The following is a 21,965-nucleotide window of genomic DNA, read 5'->3' as shown; positions in this document are numbered from 1 at the left end:
GCGTCACCGTCGGCGAGCGATTCAGACGCAAATTCGTATGTGCGGGAACAACTCTCCTTGCATCAGCCTCTCGGTCGCCGGAAGTGAGTGCCGCCGACATATGAGATCCCTATGAGGACCTGCCCATCCCGGCGCACACACGCGAGAATGACCGGGTGACGTCTGCGCCGCTCGAGGACCAGGGGCCCCGTCGCGCCATCCTGGGCAAGCTGCCCAAGATGTATCGCGCCGACGGGTCGCCGATCCGTGTGTTGCTCGTCGACGACGAGCGCGCGCTGACCAACCTGGTGCGGATGGCGCTGAAGTACGAGGGCTGGGAGATCGACGTCGCGCACGACGCCGCCGAGGCCGTCGAGAAGTACCGTGCGCAGACCCCCGATCTGCTGGTGCTGGACATCATGCTGCCCGACATGGACGGGCTGGGCGTGCTGGCGCAGCTGCGGGACTCGGGCACCTATACCCCCACGCTGTTCCTCACCGCCCGTGATTCGGTAGCAGACCGCGTGACGGGGTTGACCGCAGGCGGCGACGACTACATGACCAAGCCGTTCTCGCTCGAAGAGCTGGTAGCCAGGCTGCGTGGACTCCTGCGCCGATCGGCCTACCTCACGCCGGCCGACGACGAGACGCTGACCGTGGGCGATCTCGCGCTCGACGCCGCGAGCCGCGAGGTGACACGCGGCGGCGAGGTGATCCCGCTGACCTCGACCGAGTTCGAACTGCTCCGACTACTGATGCGCAATCAACGAAAAGCACTGGACCGCAATGAAATCCTTCGGCAGGTGTGGAACTACGACTTCGGCGGCCGGTCCAGCATCGTCGACCTCTACGTGTCGTATCTGCGCAAGAAGATCGACGCCGGCCGGGAACCGCTGATCCACACGGTGCGCGGAGTCGGATACATGCTGCGGTCGGCGGAATGAGACGCACCTGGCAGAGCTGGACGCTGTTGCGGCAGCTCGTCGTCGGCGTCTCGGCGGTGGTCATGGTGGCGCTGGTGACCGTCGGCACGATGTCGGTGGTGACGCTGCGGGCGTCGGTACTGGGCATCATCGACTCCCAGCTGGCGGGGGCAGCCGACGGGGGCATCAACTCGGTGGCCAAGTACCGGGCCACCCCGGGACCCGACGGCAGCCTGCCCGCGCCGGACTCGATGAAGCCCCTGACGTATCTCATCGGGCAGGCGCCGGGCAATATCGTCGCGCTGATCCAGAACGGCGAGGTGGTGGACTCTGCCTATTTCGGCGACGGGGAGGCGCAGCGCGCACCGGCCGCCGCCCTGGAGACGATCGCCGAGCTGTCGTGGACCAACCCGCAACCCCGCAGCATCGAGCTACCGGGGCTGGGCTGGTACCGGATGGTCGGCAGGCCCGGGAACGATGACGAAGTCCTGGTGACGGGCGTATCCCGTACTCCCGCGTGGGAGGCGATGGTGCGGGAGACGGTGATCGTGTCCGCGATGACCGCGCTCGCCCTCGTGTTCACCGCGTTGAGCACCATCGCGATCGTGCGGTTCGCCCTGCGCCCCCTGCGCCGCGTCGCCGCCACCGCAGCGGAGGTGGCGACGCTGCCCCTCGATCGCGACAACCACGCGATCACCCCGCGGGTGCCCACCGGCGACATCGATCCGCGCACCGAGGTGGGTCTTGTCGGCGACACCCTGAACCGACTGCTCGACAACGTCGAACGCGCCCTGGCCGATGTCGCGTCCTCGGACCGGCGGATGCGGCAGTTCATCACCGACGCGAGCCACGAGCTGCGGACGCCGTTGGCCGCCATCTCCGGCTACGCCGAGCTGACCCGCCAGGACAGTTCGGTTCTGCCGGAGACCACCGAGTACTCGCTGGCGCGGATCGAGGCCGAGGCCCAGCGGATGAACTCACTGGTCGCCGATCTGCTGCTACTGGCCCGGCTCGACGAGGGGCAGGACCTGCAGGCCACCGAGGTCGATCTCACCGATCTCGTCGTCGACGCGGTGAACGACGCGGCGGTGTCGGCCCCGACGCATCGCTGGGTGACCGCGGTCCCCGACGGCGCGGTCTGGGTGCGGGGCGACCGGGCCCAGCTGCACCAGACGCTGGCGAATCTGTTGTCCAACGCGCGTGTGCACACACCCGCGGGCACCACGGTGACGACCAGCGTCGCGGCGGGCACATCCGGCGGTGGCGACTACGTCGAGATGACGGTGACCGACGACGGACCCGGAATCGATCCGGTTCTGCTGACGCACATGTTCGAGCGGTTCGTCCGCGCCGACAAGTCGCGGTCGCGGCAGACGGGCAGCTTCGGGCTCGGGCTGTCGATCGCCGCGTCGATCGTCGAGTCGCACGGCGGCACCATCACGGCGCGGTCCGATTCGGGGACAACGGCTTTCAGCGTGCGCCTACCTGCGGTCCCGGCCGGGGCCACCCCCGCGCCCGCCTCAGCGTGAGCCGACGACGAACCCCCACGGCAGCTCCAGACGGTGCGCCGCGAGCAACTCGGTGTCGGACAACACGTCGCCGATCGCGCCGTCGGCGACGATCACGCCACCGTCCATGACGATCGCCCGCTCGCAGAGCTGGGCGGCGTACGGCAGGTCGTGGGTGACGATCAGCATCGTCGCGTCGAGTCCGGTCAGGGTCTCGGCGAGTTCCCTGCGGGCGACGGGATCGAGGTTGGCCGACGGTTCGTCCAGCACGAGAACCTCCGGTTGGCACGCCAGCACGGTGGCCAGCGCGGCCCGGCGGCGCTGGCCCCCCGACATGTGAGCGGGGCTGCGGGCGGCCAGGTCGGTCATCGACACGACCTCGAGGGCATGGGCGACGCGGGCGTCCAGCTCGGCACCGCGCACTCCGAAATTGGCGGGTCCGAAGGCGACGTCCTGGGCCAGCGTGGGCATGAAGAGCTGGTCGTCGGGATCCTGGAAGACCAGGCCTACCTTGCGGCGGATCTCACGGAGAGTGCCCCGGGTCAACGGTGTTCCGCCGATCTCCACGGTGCCCCGCAGCGCGCTCAGCACGCCGTTGAGGTGGAGCATCAACGTGGTCTTGCCCGCGCCGTTGGGACCCAGCAGCGCGACCCGCTCACCCGGGGCGACGTCCAGGTCGATGCCGCCGAGCGCTGGGTGCCCGCCCGGATAGGAGTACGCCAGATCCCGGACGCGGATCGCCGGCCGGCTCACCGCAGCACCCATGCGCTCACCGCCACCGACACTGCGGCCGCCGCGGGCAGCAGGGCCACCGTCCACTGCCGCGGTGTCGCGGCCGCCACACATCCGGCTCCGACGGCCAACGGCGGCACCCGGCCGTCGAACCCGCGCGACAGCATCGCCAGGTACACGCGCTCACCCCGCTCGTAGGAGCGCAGGAACAGCGCGCCGACACTCTTCGCCGTCGCCCCGACCTGATGCAGCATCCGCGGTGAATCGCCGCGCGAAATCCGCGCCATGCGCATCCGCCGGGCTTCGGCGGTCAGCACGTCGACGTAGCGGATCATCAGCGTCAGCACCGAGACGATCAGCGCCGGCACCCGCAGCCTGCTCAGCGCGACGGGTAGTTCCCGCGAGGTGGTGGTGGCCGCGACGGTCAGCGAGGCCGCGACGCCGAGGGTGCCCTTGATGACGATGCCCCATGCCGCGTACAGCCCCGCCACCGACAGGTGCATGCCCGCGACACTCACCCGCTCGCCGCCCTCGGCGAACGGCAGCAGCACCGCGAGCACGACGAAGGGCGCCTCGATCAGCATCCGGGGCAGGATCCACCGCAGCGGAAGGCGGGCCACCCGCCACACCGCGAGAATGATCACCGCGTAGAGGCCGAAGGGCCAGAACATCTCTCGGGGAGTGGCGACCACCGCCAGGACGAACAGCACCAGGCAGACGATCTTGGCCTCGGCCGGTGCCCGATGAAGCGGTGAATCACCGTCGCGATAGAGAGGATGCGAGTGACCCGCGCCCACCGTCACTCACTCACTGACGATGTCGGTTTCGACCGGGACCGCGCGATCACCCAGAACGCCCCACCCGCGATGACGACCGTGACGACGACGCCGATGATGCCCGCCAGCCCGCCGGTGCCATCCTGGCCACCGATCGCATAGTCGGCCAGCGGAGAGCCCGCCAGGGAATGCTCGTCGGCATGCTGGGCGATGCACTCACCCCGGAGCTCTTCGCCCGTCGCGGTCTCGACCACCTCGCACCCCTGCAAGGTCGCCGAGTCCAGACCGTCCGGGCTCGAACTCGCGAAGTACGACACCCCGCCGGCGATCAGCAGGGTGACCACCGCGAAGCCGATCCAGAACCACCAGCGGCGTTGCGTCGACTCCGTCATACCGTCACCTCCGCGCGCGCGTTGGTGCGCAACAGGTAGACCAGATCCGGCCGGGCCCGTACCACCGCCATCACCGTCAGCGCGGTGATGATGCCCTCGCCGATACCGATCAGGACATGGGTGCCGAACATATAGGCGGCGACGGTCCCCAGGGATGTCGTCGCCGCGCCGCCGAGGGCGTACTCCAGCACGAACCCCATTGCGGCGCAGACTGTGCCGATGATTGCGGCGACGAAAGCCACCGCCCCGACGGCAGGCACCGGGACGTCGTTGCGGCGGCGTCGGACCAGCCGGTACAGCAGCACCGCGGTTCCGTAGCCTGCCGCCACACCGATCACCGACATGTTGGTGATGTTCGTGCCGAGTGCCGTCACGCCACCATCGGCGAACAGCAGCGCCTGCACGATCAGGACGATGGCCACGCACAGCGCTCCGGTGAACGGGCCCACGAGGATGGCGGCCAGCGCCCCACCGAGCAGATGGCCGCTGACCCCGGGCAGAATCGGGAAGTTCACCATCTGCACCGCGAAGATGAAGGCGGCCACCAGCCCGGCCAGCGGCACCGTACGCTCGTCGAGCTCGATCCTCGCCTTCGCCACGCACACCGCCAGTGCCACCAGCGCGACGCCGGCGAACAGCAGGGAGATCGGGGCGTTGACGATGCCGTCGCTCATGTGCATGGCGACGTAGTCGACGTTCATCCTCCGAGCGTATTCCGCCGTCTGTTCACCTGTCTAGCTGATCAGATGAGCAGGGCACGCACCTGCCCGGTTGGACAGGTCCTAACCCCGCACGCGTTCACTCGCCGGATCGTAGAGCGGCCGCAGCGACACCGTGATCGCATGACGTTGCCCGCCCACGTTCACCTGATAGCTGCCGTCACGCACCCAGTCGGCGTCGACCTTCGCCGCGCCCGGCGCTCTCAGGTAGGCCAGCCCGACGCAGGCGCCGAGTGTGTGACCCCACGCCGCCGATGTCGCCTGCCCTGCGACCACTCCGTCGCGCAGGATCAACTCGCCACCCCACAGCATCGGTTCTGGCGAGTCGACGCGGAAGCCGACCAGTTTCTTGCCGACCCCGGCAGCGCGCGCCTTCTCCACCGCTTCGCGCCCCAGGAAGTCGATGTCGGTCTTGAGCTTGCACGCGAACAGCAGCCCGGCCTCGACGGGGTTCTCACTCGGTGTCAGCTCGCGGCCGAATGCCCGGTACCCCTTCTCCAGGCGCAACGCCTCGATTGCGTAGTACCCGCCGCGCGCAACGCCACAGCTCGCACCCGCAGCCATCAGGTCCTCATACACCCCGACGGCGAATTCGGCGGGAACATAGAGCTCCCAACCCAATTCACCGACATAGGTGATCCGGGTGGCGCGCACCGTGGCGTAGCCGAGTGAGACCATCCTGCTGGCGCCGAACGGGAACGCCTCGTCGGACAGATCGGCATCGGTCAGTCCTGACAGGAGGTCACGCGACCGCGGGCCCATCACACCGAACACCGCGTACGCAGAGGTGACGTCCACCAGGTGCGCGTCGGCCCCGGGGGACAAGCGCCGCCGGATCTGGGTGCGGATATGGTCCTTGTCGCGTTCGGTGGTGGCGGCGCTGCTGACGATGAGGTACTCCTGCGGCGCGGTCCTGGTGACCGTGACGTCGGATTCGTACGTGCCGCGCGCGTTGAGCATGCCCGTGTAGACCGATCTGCCGACTTCGACGCCGACATCTGCGGTGCACAACCACTGCAACGCCGCCTCGGCATCGCCTCCGACCAGCAGGTACTTGGAGAACGACGTCTGATCGAACACCGTGACCCCGGAGCGGGTGCTCGCCTGCTCGGCGGCCGACCACTCCAGCCAATTGGGCTTGTCCCACGTGTAGTCGATCACCGGTGGCGAGCCGGCCGGGGCGAAGAAGTTGGCGCGTTCCCACCCCATCCGGCTGCCGAAGTTGGCGCCCGCGGCATCGAGCAGATGGTGCACCGGAGACCGCCGGAACGGTCTGGCGGTCGTCATTTCCCGGTTGGGCCAGGGAATCTCGTAGTGGATGCCCAGCACCTCGGCCACTCGATCGTGCAGCCACCGGTTGTTGCCGTTGAACGGCGCGAAGCGGCGGATGTCCACGCCGGTCAGGTCGGTGCTCGGCGCGCCGTCGACGATCCATTCGGCCAGTGCCCGCCCCGCCCCGCCCGCGGTGGCGATGCCCACCGAGTTGAATCCGGCTCCCACGAAGAAGTTCCGGCACTCGGGTGCCTCACCGAGGATGAACTGGTTGTCCGGCGTGAAGCTCTCGGGACCGTTGTAGAACTTCTTGATCCCGGTGGTCTCCAATGCCGGGATGCGCAGCAGCGCACTGGTCATCAGGACCTCGAAATGCTCCCAATCTTCATCCAGCAGCTGGAATTCGAACGGATACGGGATCGCGTCGGGTGGGACCCACGGCTTGGCCTCCGGCTCGAATCCACCGATGACGAGACCGCCGACCTCCTCCTTGAAGTAGGTGTAGCCGTCGGGGTCGCGCAGGATCGGCAGGTCGGGATGGACGCCGTCGATCGTCTCGCTGACCACGTAGAAATGCTCGGCCGAGTGCAGCGGCACGTTGACCCCGGCCATCGCGCCGACCTGTTTGGCCCACTGCCCGGCACAGTTCACGACGATCTCGGCCTCGATGTCACCGGCGTCGGTGCGCACGCCTGTCACCTCGCCGTCGGTGACGAGCACATCGAGCACACGGGTCTTCTCCACGATCCGGCACCCACCCGAGCGCGCGCCCTTGGCCAGCGCGAACGTCAGGTCGGTCGGATTGGCCTTGCCGTCGTCGGGCAGCCAGATGGCGCCGACCAGGTCGTCGACCCGCATCACCGGATAGTGCTCGTGTGCCTGTTCGGGCGTGAGCAGTTCGCACTGCAGGTCGAACGCCGCCGCGTTGGCCGCAGTGCGGCGCAGCTGCACCATCCTGTCCTCGGTGCGTGCGACCGTGACTCCGCCGCACTGCTTGTAGCCGGCCGACAGACCCGTCTCGCTCTCCAGCTCCGAGTACAGCTGCGTCGAATACTGCACCAGGCGGGTCATGCCTTCCGATGCCCGCAGCTGGCCTACGAGACCTGCTGCGTGCCAGGTGGTTCCGCAGGACAGCTGGCCCTGTTCGAGCAGCACGACGTCGGTGAGCCCGAGTTTGGTCAGGTGGTAGGCGACGCTGGTGCCGATGACCCCGCCGCCGATGACGACGACCCGGGCACGCGACGGCAGAGATTTGGCGGACGTCATGTCTTCCTCACGGTTGTCCCTCGATGGCGGCGACGTCGTCGAGCAGTCGCCCGTAGCCCGGGTCGCGGAATGCGGCGACCGCGGCCTCATAACGCTCCATGGCCCATTCCCAGAAGTCGAATTCTATTGCGCTGGAGCCGTACTGGATGCATCCCCAGAGCGTCCATCCGTACTTGGCGACGATCCCCTGCAGGTGCGCCCGCGCTGTCTTGTGCCGCCGGGGACGCCCGTAGTACGCGGTGACCAGCTCGTCGAGCTGATCGAGCGACAGCGCGCACTCGCTCCAGATGTTGCCGAGCTCGAAACATGGGTCGTTGTTGCCGGAGTACTCGTAGTCGATCAACCACATCCGGTCGCCGTCCTCGATGAAGTTGCCGGCCAACAGGTCGTTGTTGCAGGGCACGGTGACGGTCTCAGTGGCCTCGAGCGCGCGCTTGGCCGCCGCGAACGCGTGGGCGTGGTCGTGATAGTCGGCTGGTATCCGGAAGCCGTGGTCTTGGACCGTCTTGAGGTAGGCGGGTTGGCGCTCGAACATGTCGAAGCGCCCCCGAAACCGCGGCCCGTCGTGCAGTGTCCGGCAGGCACGGGCGGCCATGGCGATTACGCCGTCGCGCTGAAAATCGTGGTTTTCCAGCGTCTTTCCCTCGATGTAGCTCAGCAGGAGCACCCCGAGGTCCGGTCGGTAGTCGAGCACGCGCGCCCCGACTCCCGCCTGCTCGGCGGCCACGCTGTTGTGGTGCTCGCGGTCACGGTCGATGCCGAGCAGGTTGGCGGCGGTGTCGACGCACCGGGCCACGTAGACCCCGTCCGGGGTGGTGATCTTGACGTTGCGGTTGGTCAGGCCGCCGGAGAGCTGCACGAGGTGCCGGGGCCGACCCGCCAGCAGCCCGATCTGGTCGAACAGCACGTCGAGCTGTTCGTCGGTGAGCCGTGACGACATTCGCGATCCTCAAGCGCCGCAGTGTGGTTGGCCTTCACTCTAAACCCTGGACGATCAAAGGTCTAGACTTATAGAAAGCCTGGCGCGCCTGCCGGCGGGACGATCTCGGCGCGCGACTTGATCCGGATCGCGGTCCGGTCGGACCTCAAGTAGTCGCGGGAGAACTCGACGGCCACTCCGTCGGCGGAAAACGACGTGCGCAGGATCAGCAGCAGCGGGCTGGCAGGCGCCACGCCCAGGATCTCGCTCTGCTCCACCGTGGCCTGGGTGGCCTCGATGCGTTCGTCGGCGGTGAACGGGGCGCTGCCGTGGGCGCGCATCACGGCATACAGCGACCCGTGCAGATTCTCCGACAACAGCCCCGGGAACACCGCCGCGGGCACATATGCCTCCTCCAGGACGATCGGCTCGCCATTGGCGGTGCGAACCCGCCGGATCTCGTGCACCAGATCGGACCTGCGCAATCCGAGCGCCTTGCCGATCACCGTGTCCGGCCGACGTGTGGTCGCCGTGAGCACCTCCGCACCGGGTTCCACGTCGATCCGCAGCATCTGCTCGGTGAATCCGGGCAGGCTCGCGTGGTCGAGTTCGAAACGCGGGGACGCGATGAAACTCCCGCCGAAGCGCCCCCGGCGACGATCGATGAAGCCCTTCGCCTCGACCGCTCCCAGCGCCTGCCGCAACGTCATCCGGCTCACCCCCAGCGACGTGGCGATCTCGACCTCCGGGGGCAGCTTGTCCCCCGGCTCCAGCTCCCCGGACACCACCAGGTCCTCCAGCCAGTGGGCGATGCGCGCGTGGGCCGGCTGATCAGAGCGCCCGGTCAGCTCCGGCCGGGGCGCCAATGGTGGTTCGTCGACGTTCAGAACACGCACGGGCGTCAGTGACGTGCCGGGTGACCGTGCGGCTCGGAGTGCCTGGCGCCGATCCAGTGCAGCAGATCGTGCACGATCTCGTCGTTCAGCCGATAGCTCACCGATCGGCCGGCACGGGTGCTCGTCACCCAGCCCTGTGCGCGGAGAACCCGAAGTGCCTGGGAGACGGCGTTTTCCGAGCGGCCCAGCGCTGCAGCGAGGTCGCTGACGCAGATACCGGGCGCACGGTGCAGGCTCAGCAGTATCTCGAGGCGGTGAGGGTCGGACACCAGGTCGAAGCGCTGCGCCCAACCCTGTGTATCGACGTCGGACAGCGCCGACGACGCCAGCTCCACCACCGACCGATCCTCCACGCCCCCCAATCTAGCCCTCGCCGAGCGAGCGCGAAATGCCAGCATCCGCGGCGTGTCGGTGTGCAGACGCTCAATTCGCGGTGAAAGGGTCAGCGCTTGGTTGCGGTGACGAGCAGGTATTCCGCCTGGTAAGCGGTGTGCTGCGGCTCGGTGGCGCGGTTCCAATCGGTGAGGAAACTTAAGAAGTCGCGATCGAGGCTTCTGACGCGATCCGGCTGCTCCGCATTGAACCGATAGGCCGCGATCGTCGGCCCGTAATTGTGTTTCCAGTACTCGCGGAACTCCTCCGGAGTGGCGCAGCGGTCGATGTGCACGGTCTGCCTGCGAGTGGCCAGGTCGGTGACGGCATCGCCGAAGAGCTCGCGGACATGGTTCTCGTCGCCCCACAGCGGCGGAGGGCTGGCGCCCGGGGGTGGCGGCGGCGCATACGGCTTCATCGTCGCAAACAAGTTGCCGATGAAACCTTCCGGCGTCCAGTTGATCATGCCGATTGTTCCGCCGGGTCGACACACCCGGATCAACTCATCGGCGGTCACCTGGTGGTGCGGCGCGAACATCGCACCGACACAGGACATCACGACGTCATAGCTGTTGTCGGAGAACGGCAAGGCCTCGGCGTCCGCCTCGACCCACTCCAGCTCGACTCCACGCTCAGCGGCGATGTGGCGGCCCGCGTCGAAAAGCTCCGGCGTCAGGTCGCTGGCCGTCACGAGAGCGCCCGCTTCTGCGGCAGGAATGGCGGCGTTGCCCGAACCCGCCGCCACATCCAGCACGCGGACACCCGGCGTCACGCCGCACGCGCCCACCAGTTCTGGCCCAAGTGCTGGAATCAGCTCGGCCGCCACGGCCGGATAGTCGCCGGACGCCCACAGCGCGCGATGTTTGGCCTTGAGTGCCCGATCGGCATCGACACTGTCTGCGGTGCTCATCGCACCCTCCTCCGGATCCGTGTCTTACCCCCACAGCATGGGCGGGCGCACTCGGTGAAGCTTCGGCCGGCGTGAACTCGCAGTTCAGACACACCAAGGCTATCGAAACACGTCCCTGCACTGTTCGGGTGACATTCACCGAGCCGATCGTTCGCGTGAATGTCAGTGGTGTCGGCGGGTCAACGGGTCAGTCGAGGAAGCCGTGCAGCAGCGCCGCCGAGCCCCAGACGTGCGCGGCGATCGTCTGCGCCGCGGTATCGGCGTCACCGGCCAGGATCGCCACGACGATCGCCTCGTGCTGCTCGTCGGAGTGGGCGATGTTGCGCGAGAGCAGCGGGATGCAGTCCAGCAGTTCGTTGAGCCGCATCCGGTTCTGGGCGACCAGCGGCACCAGCGACGGCACGCCCGCCGCCTCGGCGATGGCGAGGTGCAACCGGGAGTCCACCCGGCGATAGTCCTCCGGCGCCGCGGCCCGAACGTCGGCCAGCCGGGTCCACAGCGCCTCCCGCTCGGGGGCGGTGAGCGTGCGGCTCGCGGCCATCCGCGCCGCCCCCACTTCGAGGATCTCGCGCAACCGCAGCGCGTCGTCGATGTCGGCGCGCCGGAATTCGACGTCGCCCGCAGGCGGCGTCGGCAACGCGTCGGCCAGGAAGGTTCCTCCGTACCGGCCGCGGCGCGACACCAGATAGCCGGCATCGGCCAGCGACTTGATCGCGTCGCGCACGGTGTCCCGGCTCACCCCGAGCCGGGTGGCGAGCTCCCGCTCCGGGGGCAGGGACTCGCCGGGTTTCAGCACACCCAGCCGGATCGTCTGCAGTAGCCGCTCGACGGTGTCCTCGAATGCGTTGAGCGGCCGCACCGGACGCAACAGCGCGTCTGTTGCGTCAGCGCTGTCTCCGGGATCCGGCTGGGCCGTCATCGTGGGCAGCGTCCTACAGCGGCGTCACGTAGTGGCCGGTGATACCGCCGTCGACCAGGAAGGTCGAGCCGGTGATGAACGACGCGTCGTCACTGGCCAGGAATGCGATGGCGGCGGCGAGTTCCTCCGGTTCGGCGAACCGCCCCATCGGCACGTGCACCAGCCTGCGCGCGGCACGCTCGGGGTCTTTGGCGAACAGCTCCTGCAGCAGCGGCGTGTTCACCGGACCCGGGCACAGCGCGTTGACCCGGATTCCCTGGCGCGCGTACTGGATTCCGAGCTCGCGGGACATCGCCAGCACTCCGCCCTTGGACGCGGTGTAGGAGATCTGCGAGGTGGCCGAGCCGTTCACCGCGACGAACGACGCGGTGTTGACGATCGACCCCTTCTGCGCGGGCACCATGTGGCGCAGCGCGGCCTTGCAGCAGAAGAACACCGACTTGAGGTTGATGTCCTGCACCCGGTCCCAGGCGTCGATGCCCGTGACCTCGATCAGGTCGTCCTCCGGCGGACTGATACCGGCATTGTTGAAGGCGATGTCCACCGACCCGTGTGTCTCGGCCGCGGTGTCGAACAGCGCATCCACGGCGGCCTGATCGGAGACGTCGACCTGGACGAACGTGCCGTTCAGATCGTCGGCGACGGTCTTGCCGGTGCCCGGGTCGATGTCGCCGATGACGATCGTCGCGCCCTCTGCTTTCATGCGCTTCGCCGTCGCGAGGCCGATGCCGCTGGCGCCGCCGGTGATCACCGCCACCTTGCCTGCCAGTCGTTGGGTCAGATCCACTTTCGTCACGGGGCCTCCTGCACGGCGATGAAGACGTTCTTGGTTTCGGTGAACGACAACGGGGCGTCGGGGCCCAGTTCACGGCCGAGGCCGGACTGTTTGAACCCGCCGAAGGGGGTGCTGTAGCGCACCGATGAATGCGAGTTGACGGACAGATTTCCGGACTCCACGGCGCGCGACACCCGCAGCGCACGCGACACGTTCTCGGTCCAGATCGATCCCGACAATCCGTACACACTGTCGTTGGCCAGTGCGATGCCGTCGGCCTCGTCGTCGAAAGGCAGCACGGTGACCACCGGGCCGAAGATCTCCTCGGTGACCGACCGGTCGGTGCGCTGCGGAGTCAGCACCGTCGGCGGGAACCAGAATCCGGGGCCGGTGGGGGCGTCACCGCGGAATGCCACGGGCGCGTCGTCGGGTACGTAGGACGCCACCGATGTCCAGTGCGCCTTCGACACCAGCGGGCCCATCTCGGTGCCCTCTGCCCCGGGGTCGCCGACGACGACGCCCTTGACGGCAGGCTCGAACAGCTCCATGAATTTGTCGAACACGTTGCTTTGCACCAAGATCCGACTCCTAGCGCAGCAATCCTGCCCGGAGTTGTCGAACACCCCGTATGGCGCGGTCGCGGCGGCGCGCTCCAGGTCGCAGTCGTCGAAGATGATGTTGGCGCTCTTGCCGCCGAGTTCGAGGGTGACCCGCTTGACCTGTGTTGCAGCGCCGGCCATCACCCTCGTGCCGACCTCGGTGGATCCGGTGAACACGATCTTGCGCACGTCGGGATGGGTGACGAAACGCTCCCCCACCACCGATCCGCGGCCCGGCAACACCTGGAACAGATCCGCGGGCAACCCCGCTTCGACGGCCAGCTCACCCAGGCGGATCGTGGTCAGCGGGGTCCACTCCGCCGGCTTGACCAGCACCGCGTTGCCCGCCGCCAGCGCAGGCGCGAACCCCCACGACGCAATCGTCATGGGGAAGTTCCACGGGGTGATGACGCCGACGACTCCGAGCGGCTCGTTGAAGGTGACGTTCAGGCCGCCGGCCACGGGAATTTGCTTGCCGGACAGGCGTTCCGGGGACGCCGAATAGTACTGCAACACGTCACGGACGTGGCCGGCCTCCCACCGGGCGTTGCCGATCGGGTGCCCGGAGTTGGCCACCTCCAGCGCCGCGAGTTCTTCTATGTGTAGCTCGACCACCGATGCGAAGGCGCGCAACGCGGCAGCCCGCTCCGCGGGCGCCTGAGCGGCCCACTTCTTCTGGGCGGCCTTGGCCCGCGCCACCGCGTCGTCGACGCCCGCTTCGTCGGTCTGTTCGACAGTGCGCAGCACCTCCTCGGTCGCGGGATTGATCACATCGCTTGCCGTCATCAGCTCACTTTCTGTGCCGTGTTGTGGGTGGCAGAGGCTGCCGCCGCGCCGACCAGGCCGGCGAACAGTCTCAGGTCGTCCAGCCGCTCCTCCGGGTGCCATTGCACGGCCACCACCCAGCGATCGGGGTGCTGCGCCGGATCGAGCTCGACCGCTTCGATCACACCGTCGGTGTCGGACGCACTGACGATCAGCCCGTCACCGAGGCGGTCGATGGCCTGGTGGTGGTAGCACTGCGCCTCGGTGTCGGGCCCCACCAGCGCCGCCACCGTGGTTCCCGGCACCGTGGTGATCGTCGAGGTGCTGAACACCGCGTTGCCCTGCTGGTGGCGGACGTGGCCGACCACGTCGGGAAGGTGCTGGTGCAGCGTGCCGCCGAGGGCGACGTTGAGCACCTGTGCACCCCGGCAGATCCCGAGCACAGGGATGCCGCGTCGCAGCGCCGCGCGCAGCAGCGCGAACTCGAACTCGTCGCGGGTACGGCTGTCGGCGCCGGGCTCGTCGGTGGTCGGGTGCCGCGGGGCGCCGTAGGTTGCAGGGTCGACGTCTCGGCCGCCGGTGATGATCAGGCCGTCGAGGCCGCTGACAATGCGCTCGGCGACGGCGTCGTCGGCGGGCTGCGGCGGCAGCAGCACCGAGATGCCGCCCGCGAGGCCCACGCCTTCGAAATAGATCGCAGGCAGAAAACTCGCCCGGACGTCCCACACGCCGGTCTGTGCCTGCTGCAGATAGGTGGTCAGCCCGATCACCGGGCGAACCGCGCCCCGGTCCTCACAGACGCTCAAAACCACGCACCCTTTCCCAGTCCGTCACGGCGGAGTTGAACGCCTTGAGTTCCACGGCCGCGTTGTTCAGATAGTGGTCGACGACATCGTCGCCGAAGGCGTCCCGCGCCACCCGCGAGTTGTCGAACAGCTCCATCGCTTCGGTCAGCGTCGTCGGCAGACGGTCGGCGCCGCTGGTATAGGCGTTGCCCTGCAACGCTTCCGGCAGCTCGAGCTCTTGGTCGATACCGTACAGGCCGCCGGCGATCAACGCCGAAACGGCCAGGTACTGGTTGACGTCGCCGCCCGGGGCGCGGCACTCCATCCGCATGCCGTGGCCGTGCCCGACGACCCGCAGCGCGCACGTGCGGTTGTCGATCCCCCACGCCACCGCCGTCGGCGCGAAGCTGCCGTCGACGAAACGCTTGTAGGAGTTGATGTTCGGGGCGTAGAACAGGGTCATCTCGCGCAGGGTGGCCAGCTGTCCGGCGATGAAGCTGCGGAACATCGCCGACATGCCCAGCTCGGCGTCCTCGTCGGAGAACACCGCTACACCTTCTGGACTACCGTCCAGCCCTCGGAACGAGATGTGGATGTGACAGCTGTTGCCTTCGCGCTCATCGAATTTCGCCATGAAGGTCAGGCTCTTGCCGTGCTGGTCGGCGATCTCCTTGGCGCCGTTCTTGTAGATGGTGTGGTTGTCGCAGACCACCAGCGCGTCGTCGTAGCGGAACCCGATCTCCTGCTGGCCGAGGTTGCACTCGCCCTTGACGCCCTCGCAGTAGAGGCCGGCCCCCTCCATTCCCCGTCGGATGTCGCGCAGCAGCGGCTCCATCCGCGTGGAGGCCAGCATCGCGTAGTCGATGTTGTAGTCGGTGGCCGGCGTCAGGTGCCGGTAGCCGGCCTTCCAGGCGTCGCGGTAGGTGTCGTCGAACACCATGAACTCGAGTTCGGTGGCCGCGACCGCGGTCATGCCGCGCTCGGCGAGCCGGTCGAGCTGGGTCCGCAGGATGCCTCGCGGCGCCTGCCGCACCAGCCGTCCGTCGGTCCACGACAGGTCGGCCATCACCATCGCCGTGGCGGGCAGCCACGGCAGCAGGCGCAGCGTGGTGAAGTCCGGCGTCATCACCATGTCGCCGTAGCCGGTCTCCCAGCTGGAGATCTCGTATCCGTCGACGGTGTTCATGTCCACGTCGACGGCGAGCAGGTAGTTGCAGCATTCCGCACCGTGGGCGGCGACGTCCTCGACGAACAGTCGTGCCGAGATCCGCTTACCGGTCAGCCTGCCCTGCATGTCGCAGAACGCGACGATGACAGTGTCGATGTCCCCCTCGGCGACCAGTTTTTCGAGATCCTCTTTCGACAGCATGCCCCTGGCGCCCATCGGCCACCTTTCTCGATGTCCCGCCGTACCAACCATTGGCGCGTGCCGGAGGTTTCAACTTACGTTCCCAACCCAGGTTTTCATGTTCAAAGGTAGGACACCAGACCAATAGGCGATCTATTGTCCCCTTGCGGCCAGCGCTCGCTCCCCGCGCTGACTACTGGACGAGGAGGTCTGCCGTGCCCGAGGGACACGAATATCTGGACGAGGACGAACGCCATCTCGCGAGCCTCGGTTACACCCAGGAGCTGCACCGCTCCTGGTCGGGGTTCAGCAACTTCGCGATCTCGTTCTCGATCATCTCGATCCTGGCGGGTTGCTTCACCTCGTTCGGACTCGGCTGGAACAACGGCGGGCCGGCGGCGATCGCCTGGGGCTGGCCGATCGTCTCGGTGTTCATCCTGATCATCGGGCTCTGCATGTCCGAGCTGGTGTCGGCCTACCCGACGTCGGGCGGAATCTACTGGTGGGCAGCCAAACTCGGCGGCCCCAAGGCCGGCTTCTACACCGGCTGGCTCAACCTCATCGGGCTGATCGCGATCCTGGCGTCGGTGGCCTACGGGTGTGCGACGTTCCTCGACCTCACGCTCGGCACGTTCAGCGAGACCTGGCTGGAGGGCTACAGCCTGACCAGGACGTTCATCATGTTCATCGTCATCCTGGCGATCTCGGCGATCATCAACATCTTCTCCTCGCATCTGCTGGCAGTGATCAACAACGTCTCGGTGTGGTGGCACGTGGCCGGTGCGGCCGCGGTGATCGCGATCCTCTGGCTGCTACCCGATCAACACGCCAGCTTCGGTGACGTGTTCGCGCAGACGATCAACAACAGCGGCATGTTCGGCGGCGAAACCTCCGGCATCGGCGTCCTGCTGTTCGTACTGCCGATCTCGGCGATCCTGACGCAGTACACGATCACCGGCTACGACGCCTCGGCACACCTGTCGGAAGAGACCAAGAGCGCGGCCGACGGTGCGGCGAAAGGCATCTGGCGGTCCATTTTCTACTCGGCCATCGGTGGCTGGATCCTGCTGCTGACGTTCCTGTTCGCAGTCAACGACGCCGATGCGGTGTCCGCGGGCGGCGGCGCGGTGGTCGGGATCTTCACCCAGGCCCTGGACTCGCAGTGGGTGGCCATCATCCTGCTCATCTCGACCGCAGGACAGTTCTTCTGCACCACGGCCTGCCAGACCAGCGCGTCACGCATGCTGTTTGCGTTCAGCAGGGACCGCGCCGTCCCCGGCCATCAGCTGTGGTCGAAAGTCAGCAAGAACCGGATCCCCGCCAACGGTGTGGTCGTCACCGCCGTCCTCGCCGCTGTCATCACGCTGCCCGCCCTGGTGGAGGTCGACATCAACGGCGCCCCCGTCCCGGTGGCCTTCTTCGCCGTGGTCTCGATCGGCGTCGTGGGCCTGTACCTCTGCTTCGCGGTCCCGATCTACCTGCGCTGGCGGATGGGCGACGACTTCCAGGTGGGCAAGTGGAACCTGCGCGGCCATCACCGGTGGATGGCGCCCGTCGCCGTCGTCGAGATCATCATCACCTCGATCATCGCGATGTTCCCGACGTCGTCGGGCGGGGTGTTCTGGGGTGACAGCTTCGAGTGGAAGTACGTCAACTACACACCGCTGTTGGTCGGCGGCGTGCTGATCCTGCTCTTCATCTACTGGCATGTGTCGGTGAAGCACTGGTTCACCGGACCCATCAAGCAGATCGACGAGACCGGCGGCCGTCTGGAGGGCGTGTCCTGAGCGCCGTGTGACCAGCGTCTCGATCTTGATCGGCGACATCAGGTTTACCCGGCGGCGACGGGGGTAATTGACGACGGCGTTGCCGGGCACTGTCGCACGGCTGCGCAGCACTGAACGCCAACAGCCGTCACAGAGTAGGGTCGACCAGGTGTGTGGAGCCACCGGCGAGATACGTCTCGACGGAAGAACCCCAGATGTCCGCGCGGTCGCAGCGATGGCCGCAGTCATGGTCCCCCGCGGCCCTGATGCCGCGGGTGTGTGGTCCCAGGGCCGGGTGGCCCTCGGGCATCGCCGCCTGAAGATCATCGATCTCAGCGAAGCCGGCGCCCAGCCGATGGTCGACTCCGAACTCGGCTTGACCGTCGCCTGGAACGGCTGCATCTACAACTACGAAGAGCTGCGCGACGAACTGCACGGCCACGGCTATCGGTTCTTCTCCCACAGCGACACCGAAGTGCTGCTCAAGGGCTACCACCACTGGGGCGACCGCTTCGTCGACCACCTCAAGGGAATGTTCGCGTTCGCCATCGTCGAGCGCGACAGCGGACGCGTACTGCTGGGCCGCGACCGCCTCGGCATCAAACCGCTCTATCTCACCGAGACGTCCGACCGGATCAGGTTCGCGTCGTCACTGCCCGCCCTGCTGGCCGGTGGTGACATCGACACTCGTATCGACCCCGTGGCGTTGCACCACTACATGACGTTCCACTCGGTGGTGCCGTCTCCGCGCACCATCCTGCGCGGCGTGACCAAGCTGCCCCCCGCCACCGTGATGGCCATCGAGCCCGACGGCACGACCACCACGACCACCTACTGGGAGCCGGACTTCTCCCGCCGCGACGACCGTGCCGACTGGTCCGACAAGGATTGGGAGGACGCGGTTCTCGATTCGCTGCGGACCGCAGTCGAGCGGCGCCTGGTCGCCGACGTGCCCGTGGGGTGCCTGCTGTCCGGAGGTGTCGACTCGAGTCTGATCGTCGGGCTGCTGGCCGAGGCGGGTCAGCACGGACTCAAGACGTTCTCGATCGGCTTCGAGTCGGTCAACGGCGTCAAGGGCGACGAGTTCAAGTACTCCGACATCGTCGCCGAGCGCTTCGGTACCGATCATCATCAGATCCGCATCGACACCGCGCGGATGTTGCCTGCCCTCGACGGTGCGATCGGTGCGATGAGCGAGCCGATGGTCAGCCACGACTGCGTGGCCTTCTTCCTGCTCAGCCAGGAGGTCGCCAAGCACGTCAAGGTGGTGCAGTCCGGGCAGGGCGCCGACGAGGTGTTCGCCGGCTACCACTGGTATCCCCCGATGGGCGAACCCGCGGCCGCCTCGCTCGAAGGTTCGGTGGCCGGCTACCGGGCGGCGTTCTTCGACCGGGACCCGGCGGGTTACGCCGACATCGTCTCGCCGGCGTACGCCTCCGCCGGCGATCCGAGCGAGCTCTTCGTCACCGAACATTTCGCCCGAGCGGGTGCGCAGACCGGCGTGGACCGGGCGCTGCGCCTGGACACCACCGTGATGCTGGTCGACGACCCGGTCAAGCGGGTGGACAACATGACGATGGCATGGGGGCTGGAAGGCCGGGTGCCGTTCCTCGACCACGAGCTCGTCGAGCTGGCCGCCACCTGCCCCCCACACCTCAAGACCGCCTACGAGGGTAAGGGCGTGCTCAAACAGGCTGCCCGCCAAGTGATCCCATCTGAGGTGATCGACCGGCCCAAGGGGTACTTCCCGGTGCCCGCGCTCACCCACCTGGAGGGGCCCTACCTCGACCTGGTGCGCGATGCGCTGTACGCCCCAGCGGCCAAGGAGCGCGGACTGTTCCGGCCGGAGGCGGTGGACCGGTTGCTCGCCGACCCCAACGGAAAGCTCACGCCGTTGCGCGGCAACGAGCTGTGGCAGATCGCGCTCCTGGAACTCTGGTTGCAGAAGCACGGCATCAACGGGCCCGCGGCATGACCGCGGATCCGGCCAGGGAGCACGCCGAAGGAATCACCCTCGCGCTGCACGACGCGTCCCCGCCCGACATGGTGGACGCGATGAGCGACGATGTCGTTCTCGAATTGGGCTGGGGCAGACTGATATTCGGTCAGACTTTCGCCGACCCCGAGAGACTCGCCGACGTCCTGCGTCAGGAGGGCCAGGGCCGCCGCGACATCTGCATCTACGCGCGCGAGCCGCACGTACTCGTGTCGAAGGCACCCGCGGAGCTGTTCATCGATCCGAGCCACACCTACCGGCTCAGGTTCGCCGAGGACGACGAGACAGCGCCGGCACCAAGCGGTTTCCACATCCGTTCCCTGGAAAGCCGCGAAGACGCCGATGAGATGAACCGCGTCTACGTGCGCTGCGGGATGGTGCCTGCACCCACCGATGTGCTGTGGGACAACCACCGCGAGCAGCCATCGGTGGACTACCTGGTCGCGGTCCGTGACGAGGACGGCGCGGTACTCGGCACCGTCACCGGCGTCGACCACCAGGCCCTGTTCTCCGATCCGGAGGGCGGTTCGAGCCTGTGGACGCTGGCGGTGGACCCGGCGGCGCCGCTGCCGGGGGTCGGTGGGGCGCTCACCCGCCATCTGGCCGATCTGTACCGGGAACGTGGCCGCGCATACATGGATCTCTCGGTGGCGCACGACAACACCGCTGCGATCGCGCTGTACGAGAAGCTGGGCTTCGCCCGGGTTCCGGTGATGGCGGTCAAGCGCAAGAACGCGATCAACGAACCACTGTTCACGCATCCGCCGGAGACCGTCGACGACCTCAACCCGTATGCGCGAATACTGGCTGACGAGGCGATGCGCCGGGGCATCTGGGTGGAGGTGCTCGACGCCGAAGCCGGCGAGATGCGACTGTCCCACGGCGGCCGCAGCGTCGTCACCCGCGAATCGTTGTCCGAGTACACCTCGGCGGTCGCGATGGCCCGGTGCGACGACAAACGGCTGACCCGGCGCATCGTGTCCGAGGCGGGCATCGCCGTGCCGAGAGGTCGCCTGGCCACCTTCGACCAAGCCGACCACGACTTTCTCGCCGAGGTCGGCGACGTCGTGGTCAAACCCACCCGCGGCGAGCAGGGCAAGGGCATCACCGTCGGGATCGACGGCCCCGAGGAACTCGACGCTGCTCTGGCCCGGGCCCGCGAGCAGCATCCCGAGGTTCTCATCGAGCAACGCGCCGAGGGCGACGATCTGCGGCTCGTGGTGATCGACAACAAGGTGGTCGCCGCGGCCCTGCGGCTGCCCGCGGAGATCACCGGGACGGGCACACACACCATCCGCGAGCTGATCGAGACGCAGAGTCGGCGGCGCGCCGCAGCCACCGGCGGCGAGTCCCGGATCCCGATGGACATCGTCACCGAGACCACCGTCAAAGAGGCGGGTTTCACGTTCGACGACGTTCTGGACGAGGGGGTCCGGCTGCGGGTTCGCCGGACCGCGAACCTGCACCAGGGCGGCACGATCCACGACGTCACCGCCACCGTGCATCCGGAACTGAAGTCCGTGGCGGTGGCCGCCGCACGGGCCATCGGTATCCCGGTCACCGGAGTCGACCTGCTCGTCCCCGATGTCACGCAGCCGGACTACGTGTTCATCGAAGCCAACGAGCGCCCCGGGCTGGCCAATCACGAACCGCAGCCCACCGCGAAAGCGTTCGTGGACTTCCTGTTCCCCAATCAGCCGGGGTTGCCCCAGGCCTGGACGCCCGACGAAGTCGAGCCGCCCGCGCAGGGTTAGCTACCAGGTGCTGGTGCGCATCACGATCTCGGCGGCCAGTTGCGCAGTCGAGTCGGCGGCGTTGCGCCGGCCCAGCAGATCGACGATGCGATATTCGCCGTACACATAGCGCTGGCTGGCTTTGGCCACGGCGCGCGCGGCGCTCGTACTGACCAGCGCGGTCGTGTTGAGCTCAACGGGCGGGCAGTTCTCGTCACGGACCACACCGGCCAGGTCGGCCACGCGCGGATGGCCGCGATCGATGACCACCAGACCGATGAAGCGGTCGAGTCGGGTGGCGGCCAACTCCCACGCCAGCTCCCCGCCGAGGCGGTCACCGACGAGCAGAGCCCACCGCACCTCCAGTGAATCGAGGATGCCGATGACGGCCTTGGCGGTGAGCCGCGGATCCGGTGCGATCACCACGGTTTTCAGTGACGCGGTGTGCAGACGCTGGCACACCCCGTCGTAGGCGGTGGGCGCCTGGTGCGCCGCACCAAGGAACACCACCACCGAACCCTTCTCCGGACCGCTGACTCCGACGGGCACGCCAATGCCGTCGACGGTGATCATCGGAGAGGCCATTGCGCCACGCTACAGGGCAGACCGGAGTCG

At 67.7% G+C, this 21,965-nt stretch carries 20 protein-coding genes; 5 read left to right on the top strand and 15 right to left on the bottom strand.

Features of this window, described 5'->3' with window-relative positions; genetic code table 11:
* The first annotated feature begins 155 nt into the window (after positions 1-155).
* Complete coding sequence (locus tag EL337_RS10690) at positions 156-923, top strand: response regulator transcription factor (protein ID WP_109519755.1); 768 nt, start codon at positions 156-158, stop codon at positions 921-923.
* Positions 920-2,431 carry a sensor histidine kinase gene (locus tag EL337_RS10685; protein WP_048630483.1) on the top strand — a complete coding sequence of 504 codons (1,512 nt, stop codon included), beginning with the start codon at positions 920-922 and terminating at the stop codon, positions 2,429-2,431. The genes EL337_RS10690 and EL337_RS10685 overlap by 4 nt, the downstream gene beginning before the upstream one ends.
* Here the strand turns inward: EL337_RS10685 and EL337_RS10680 are convergent.
* From EL337_RS10680 to EL337_RS10615, 14 genes are all read right to left on the bottom strand, one after another.
* Positions 2,423-3,175, bottom strand: coding sequence for an energy-coupling factor ABC transporter ATP-binding protein (locus EL337_RS10680; protein ID WP_048630484.1), 753 nt, complete (start codon positions 3,173-3,175; stop codon positions 2,423-2,425). The two genes, EL337_RS10685 and EL337_RS10680, sit on opposite strands and share 9 nt — an antisense overlap.
* Positions 3,160-3,939, bottom strand: coding sequence for a cobalt ECF transporter T component CbiQ (gene cbiQ, locus EL337_RS10675; RefSeq protein ID WP_048630901.1), 780 nt, complete (start codon positions 3,937-3,939; stop codon positions 3,160-3,162). Before cbiQ ends, EL337_RS10680 begins: the two co-directional genes overlap by 16 nt.
* Positions 3,940-3,941: 2 nt before the next feature.
* Complete coding sequence (locus tag EL337_RS10670) at positions 3,942-4,310, bottom strand: PDGLE domain-containing protein (protein WP_048630485.1); 369 nt, start codon at positions 4,308-4,310, stop codon at positions 3,942-3,944.
* On the bottom strand, positions 4,307-5,011 hold the full coding sequence (locus tag EL337_RS10665) for an energy-coupling factor ABC transporter permease (protein WP_048630486.1): 705 nt from the start codon (positions 5,009-5,011) through the stop codon (positions 4,307-4,309). Before EL337_RS10665 ends, EL337_RS10670 begins: the two co-directional genes overlap by 4 nt.
* 81 nt (positions 5,012-5,092) lie before the next feature.
* A complete protein-coding gene (locus EL337_RS10660; RefSeq protein WP_048630487.1) occupies positions 5,093-7,567 on the bottom strand; it encodes a GcvT family protein in 2,475 nt (824 codons plus the stop codon).
* 7 nt (positions 7,568-7,574) lie between these two features.
* The gene (locus EL337_RS10655) at positions 7,575-8,507 is read right to left on the bottom strand and encodes a choline kinase family protein (RefSeq protein ID WP_048630488.1); all 933 of its coding nucleotides are present in this window, start codon (positions 8,505-8,507) and stop codon (positions 7,575-7,577) included.
* Positions 8,508-8,575: 68 nt separating this feature from the next.
* A complete protein-coding gene (locus EL337_RS10650) occupies positions 8,576-9,382 on the bottom strand; it encodes a GntR family transcriptional regulator (protein WP_048630489.1) in 807 nt (268 codons plus the stop codon).
* Positions 9,383-9,387: 5 nt separating this feature from the next.
* Positions 9,388-9,780, bottom strand: coding sequence for an ArsR/SmtB family transcription factor (locus tag EL337_RS10645; RefSeq protein ID WP_048630490.1), 393 nt, complete (start codon positions 9,778-9,780; stop codon positions 9,388-9,390).
* A gap of 44 nt (positions 9,781-9,824) precedes the next feature.
* Complete coding sequence (locus EL337_RS10640) at positions 9,825-10,664, bottom strand: class I SAM-dependent methyltransferase (protein WP_048630491.1); 840 nt, start codon at positions 10,662-10,664, stop codon at positions 9,825-9,827.
* A 187-nt stretch (positions 10,665-10,851) separates the two neighbouring features.
* Positions 10,852-11,583: a FadR/GntR family transcriptional regulator gene (locus tag EL337_RS10635; protein WP_048630492.1), complete on the bottom strand. Its 732-nt coding sequence runs from the start codon at positions 11,581-11,583 to the stop codon at positions 10,852-10,854.
* Positions 11,584-11,596: 13 nt separating this feature from the next.
* Positions 11,597-12,370, bottom strand: a complete 774-nt coding sequence (locus EL337_RS10630; RefSeq protein ID WP_048630902.1) for a 3-oxoacyl-ACP reductase — start codon at positions 12,368-12,370, stop codon at positions 11,597-11,599.
* A 5-nt stretch (positions 12,371-12,375) separates the two neighbouring features.
* Positions 12,376-13,743: an aldehyde dehydrogenase family protein gene (locus tag EL337_RS10625; protein WP_048630493.1), complete on the bottom strand. Its 1,368-nt coding sequence runs from the start codon at positions 13,741-13,743 to the stop codon at positions 12,376-12,378.
* Positions 13,743-14,528 carry a gamma-glutamyl-gamma-aminobutyrate hydrolase family protein gene (locus EL337_RS10620; RefSeq protein WP_232786697.1) on the bottom strand — a complete coding sequence of 262 codons (786 nt, stop codon included), beginning with the start codon at positions 14,526-14,528 and terminating at the stop codon, positions 13,743-13,745. The genes EL337_RS10625 and EL337_RS10620 overlap by 1 nt, the downstream gene beginning before the upstream one ends.
* On the bottom strand, positions 14,515-15,891 hold the full coding sequence (locus tag EL337_RS10615) for a glutamine synthetase family protein (RefSeq protein ID WP_048630494.1): 1,377 nt from the start codon (positions 15,889-15,891) through the stop codon (positions 14,515-14,517). The genes EL337_RS10620 and EL337_RS10615 overlap by 14 nt, the downstream gene beginning before the upstream one ends.
* A 179-nt stretch (positions 15,892-16,070) precedes the next feature.
* Between EL337_RS10615 and EL337_RS10610 the strand changes: the two genes are divergently transcribed.
* The 3 genes from EL337_RS10610 (at position 16,071) to ngg (ending at position 21,371) form a co-directional block, all read left to right on the top strand.
* Positions 16,071-17,642: an amino acid permease gene (locus EL337_RS10610; protein ID WP_048630495.1), complete on the top strand. Its 1,572-nt coding sequence runs from the start codon at positions 16,071-16,073 to the stop codon at positions 17,640-17,642.
* A 148-nt stretch (positions 17,643-17,790) separates the two neighbouring features.
* A complete protein-coding gene (locus EL337_RS10605) occupies positions 17,791-19,596 on the top strand; it encodes an N-acetylglutaminylglutamine amidotransferase (RefSeq protein ID WP_048630496.1) in 1,806 nt (601 codons plus the stop codon).
* Positions 19,593-21,371, top strand: a complete 1,779-nt coding sequence (gene ngg, locus EL337_RS10600; RefSeq protein WP_048630497.1) for an N-acetylglutaminylglutamine synthetase — start codon at positions 19,593-19,595, stop codon at positions 21,369-21,371. Before EL337_RS10605 ends, ngg begins: the two co-directional genes overlap by 4 nt.
* Here ngg and EL337_RS10595 read toward each other — a convergent pair whose 3' ends face one another.
* On the bottom strand, positions 21,372-21,935 hold the full coding sequence (locus EL337_RS10595) for an alpha/beta fold hydrolase (RefSeq protein ID WP_048630498.1): 564 nt from the start codon (positions 21,933-21,935) through the stop codon (positions 21,372-21,374).
* Positions 21,936-21,965 lie beyond the last annotated feature (30 nt).

Origin of the sequence: Mycolicibacterium aurum (genome assembly GCF_900637195.1) — a bacterium.
GTDB classification, from domain to species: domain Bacteria; phylum Actinomycetota; class Actinomycetes; order Mycobacteriales; family Mycobacteriaceae; genus Mycobacterium; species Mycobacterium aurum.
The sequence above is the reverse complement of the archived record's forward strand: the minus strand, read 5'-3'. Positions and strand labels throughout refer to the sequence as shown.

Excerpts from the sequence above, each read along its gene's own strand:
- EL337_RS10685 (WP_048630483.1), top strand. The coding sequence starts at position 920 with ATGAGACGCACCTGGCAGAGCTGGACGCTGTTGCGGCAGCTCGTCGTC.
- EL337_RS10680 (WP_048630484.1), bottom strand. The coding sequence starts at position 3,175 with ATGGGTGCTGCGGTGAGCCGGCCGGCGATCCGCGTCCGGGATCTGGCG.
- EL337_RS10670 (WP_048630485.1), bottom strand. The coding sequence starts at position 4,310 with ATGACGGAGTCGACGCAACGCCGCTGGTGGTTCTGGATCGGCTTCGCG.
- EL337_RS10665 (WP_048630486.1), bottom strand. The coding sequence starts at position 5,011 with ATGAACGTCGACTACGTCGCCATGCACATGAGCGACGGCATCGTCAAC.
- EL337_RS10660 (WP_048630487.1), bottom strand. The coding sequence starts at position 7,567 with ATGACGTCCGCCAAATCTCTGCCGTCGCGTGCCCGGGTCGTCGTCATC.
- EL337_RS10655 (WP_048630488.1), bottom strand. The coding sequence starts at position 8,507 with ATGTCGTCACGGCTCACCGACGAACAGCTCGACGTGCTGTTCGACCAG.
- EL337_RS10645 (WP_048630490.1), bottom strand. The coding sequence starts at position 9,780 with ATGCTGGCATTTCGCGCTCGCTCGGCGAGGGCTAGATTGGGGGGCGTG.
- EL337_RS10640 (WP_048630491.1), bottom strand. The coding sequence starts at position 10,664 with ATGAGCACCGCAGACAGTGTCGATGCCGATCGGGCACTCAAGGCCAAA.
- EL337_RS10635 (WP_048630492.1), bottom strand. The coding sequence starts at position 11,583 with ATGACGGCCCAGCCGGATCCCGGAGACAGCGCTGACGCAACAGACGCG.
- EL337_RS10625 (WP_048630493.1), bottom strand. The coding sequence starts at position 13,743 with ATGACGGCAAGCGATGTGATCAATCCCGCGACCGAGGAGGTGCTGCGC.
- EL337_RS10615 (WP_048630494.1), bottom strand. The coding sequence starts at position 15,891 with ATGGGCGCCAGGGGCATGCTGTCGAAAGAGGATCTCGAAAAACTGGTC.
- ngg (WP_048630497.1), top strand. The coding sequence starts at position 19,593 with ATGACCGCGGATCCGGCCAGGGAGCACGCCGAAGGAATCACCCTCGCG.
- EL337_RS10595 (WP_048630498.1), bottom strand. The coding sequence starts at position 21,935 with ATGGCCTCTCCGATGATCACCGTCGACGGCATTGGCGTGCCCGTCGGA.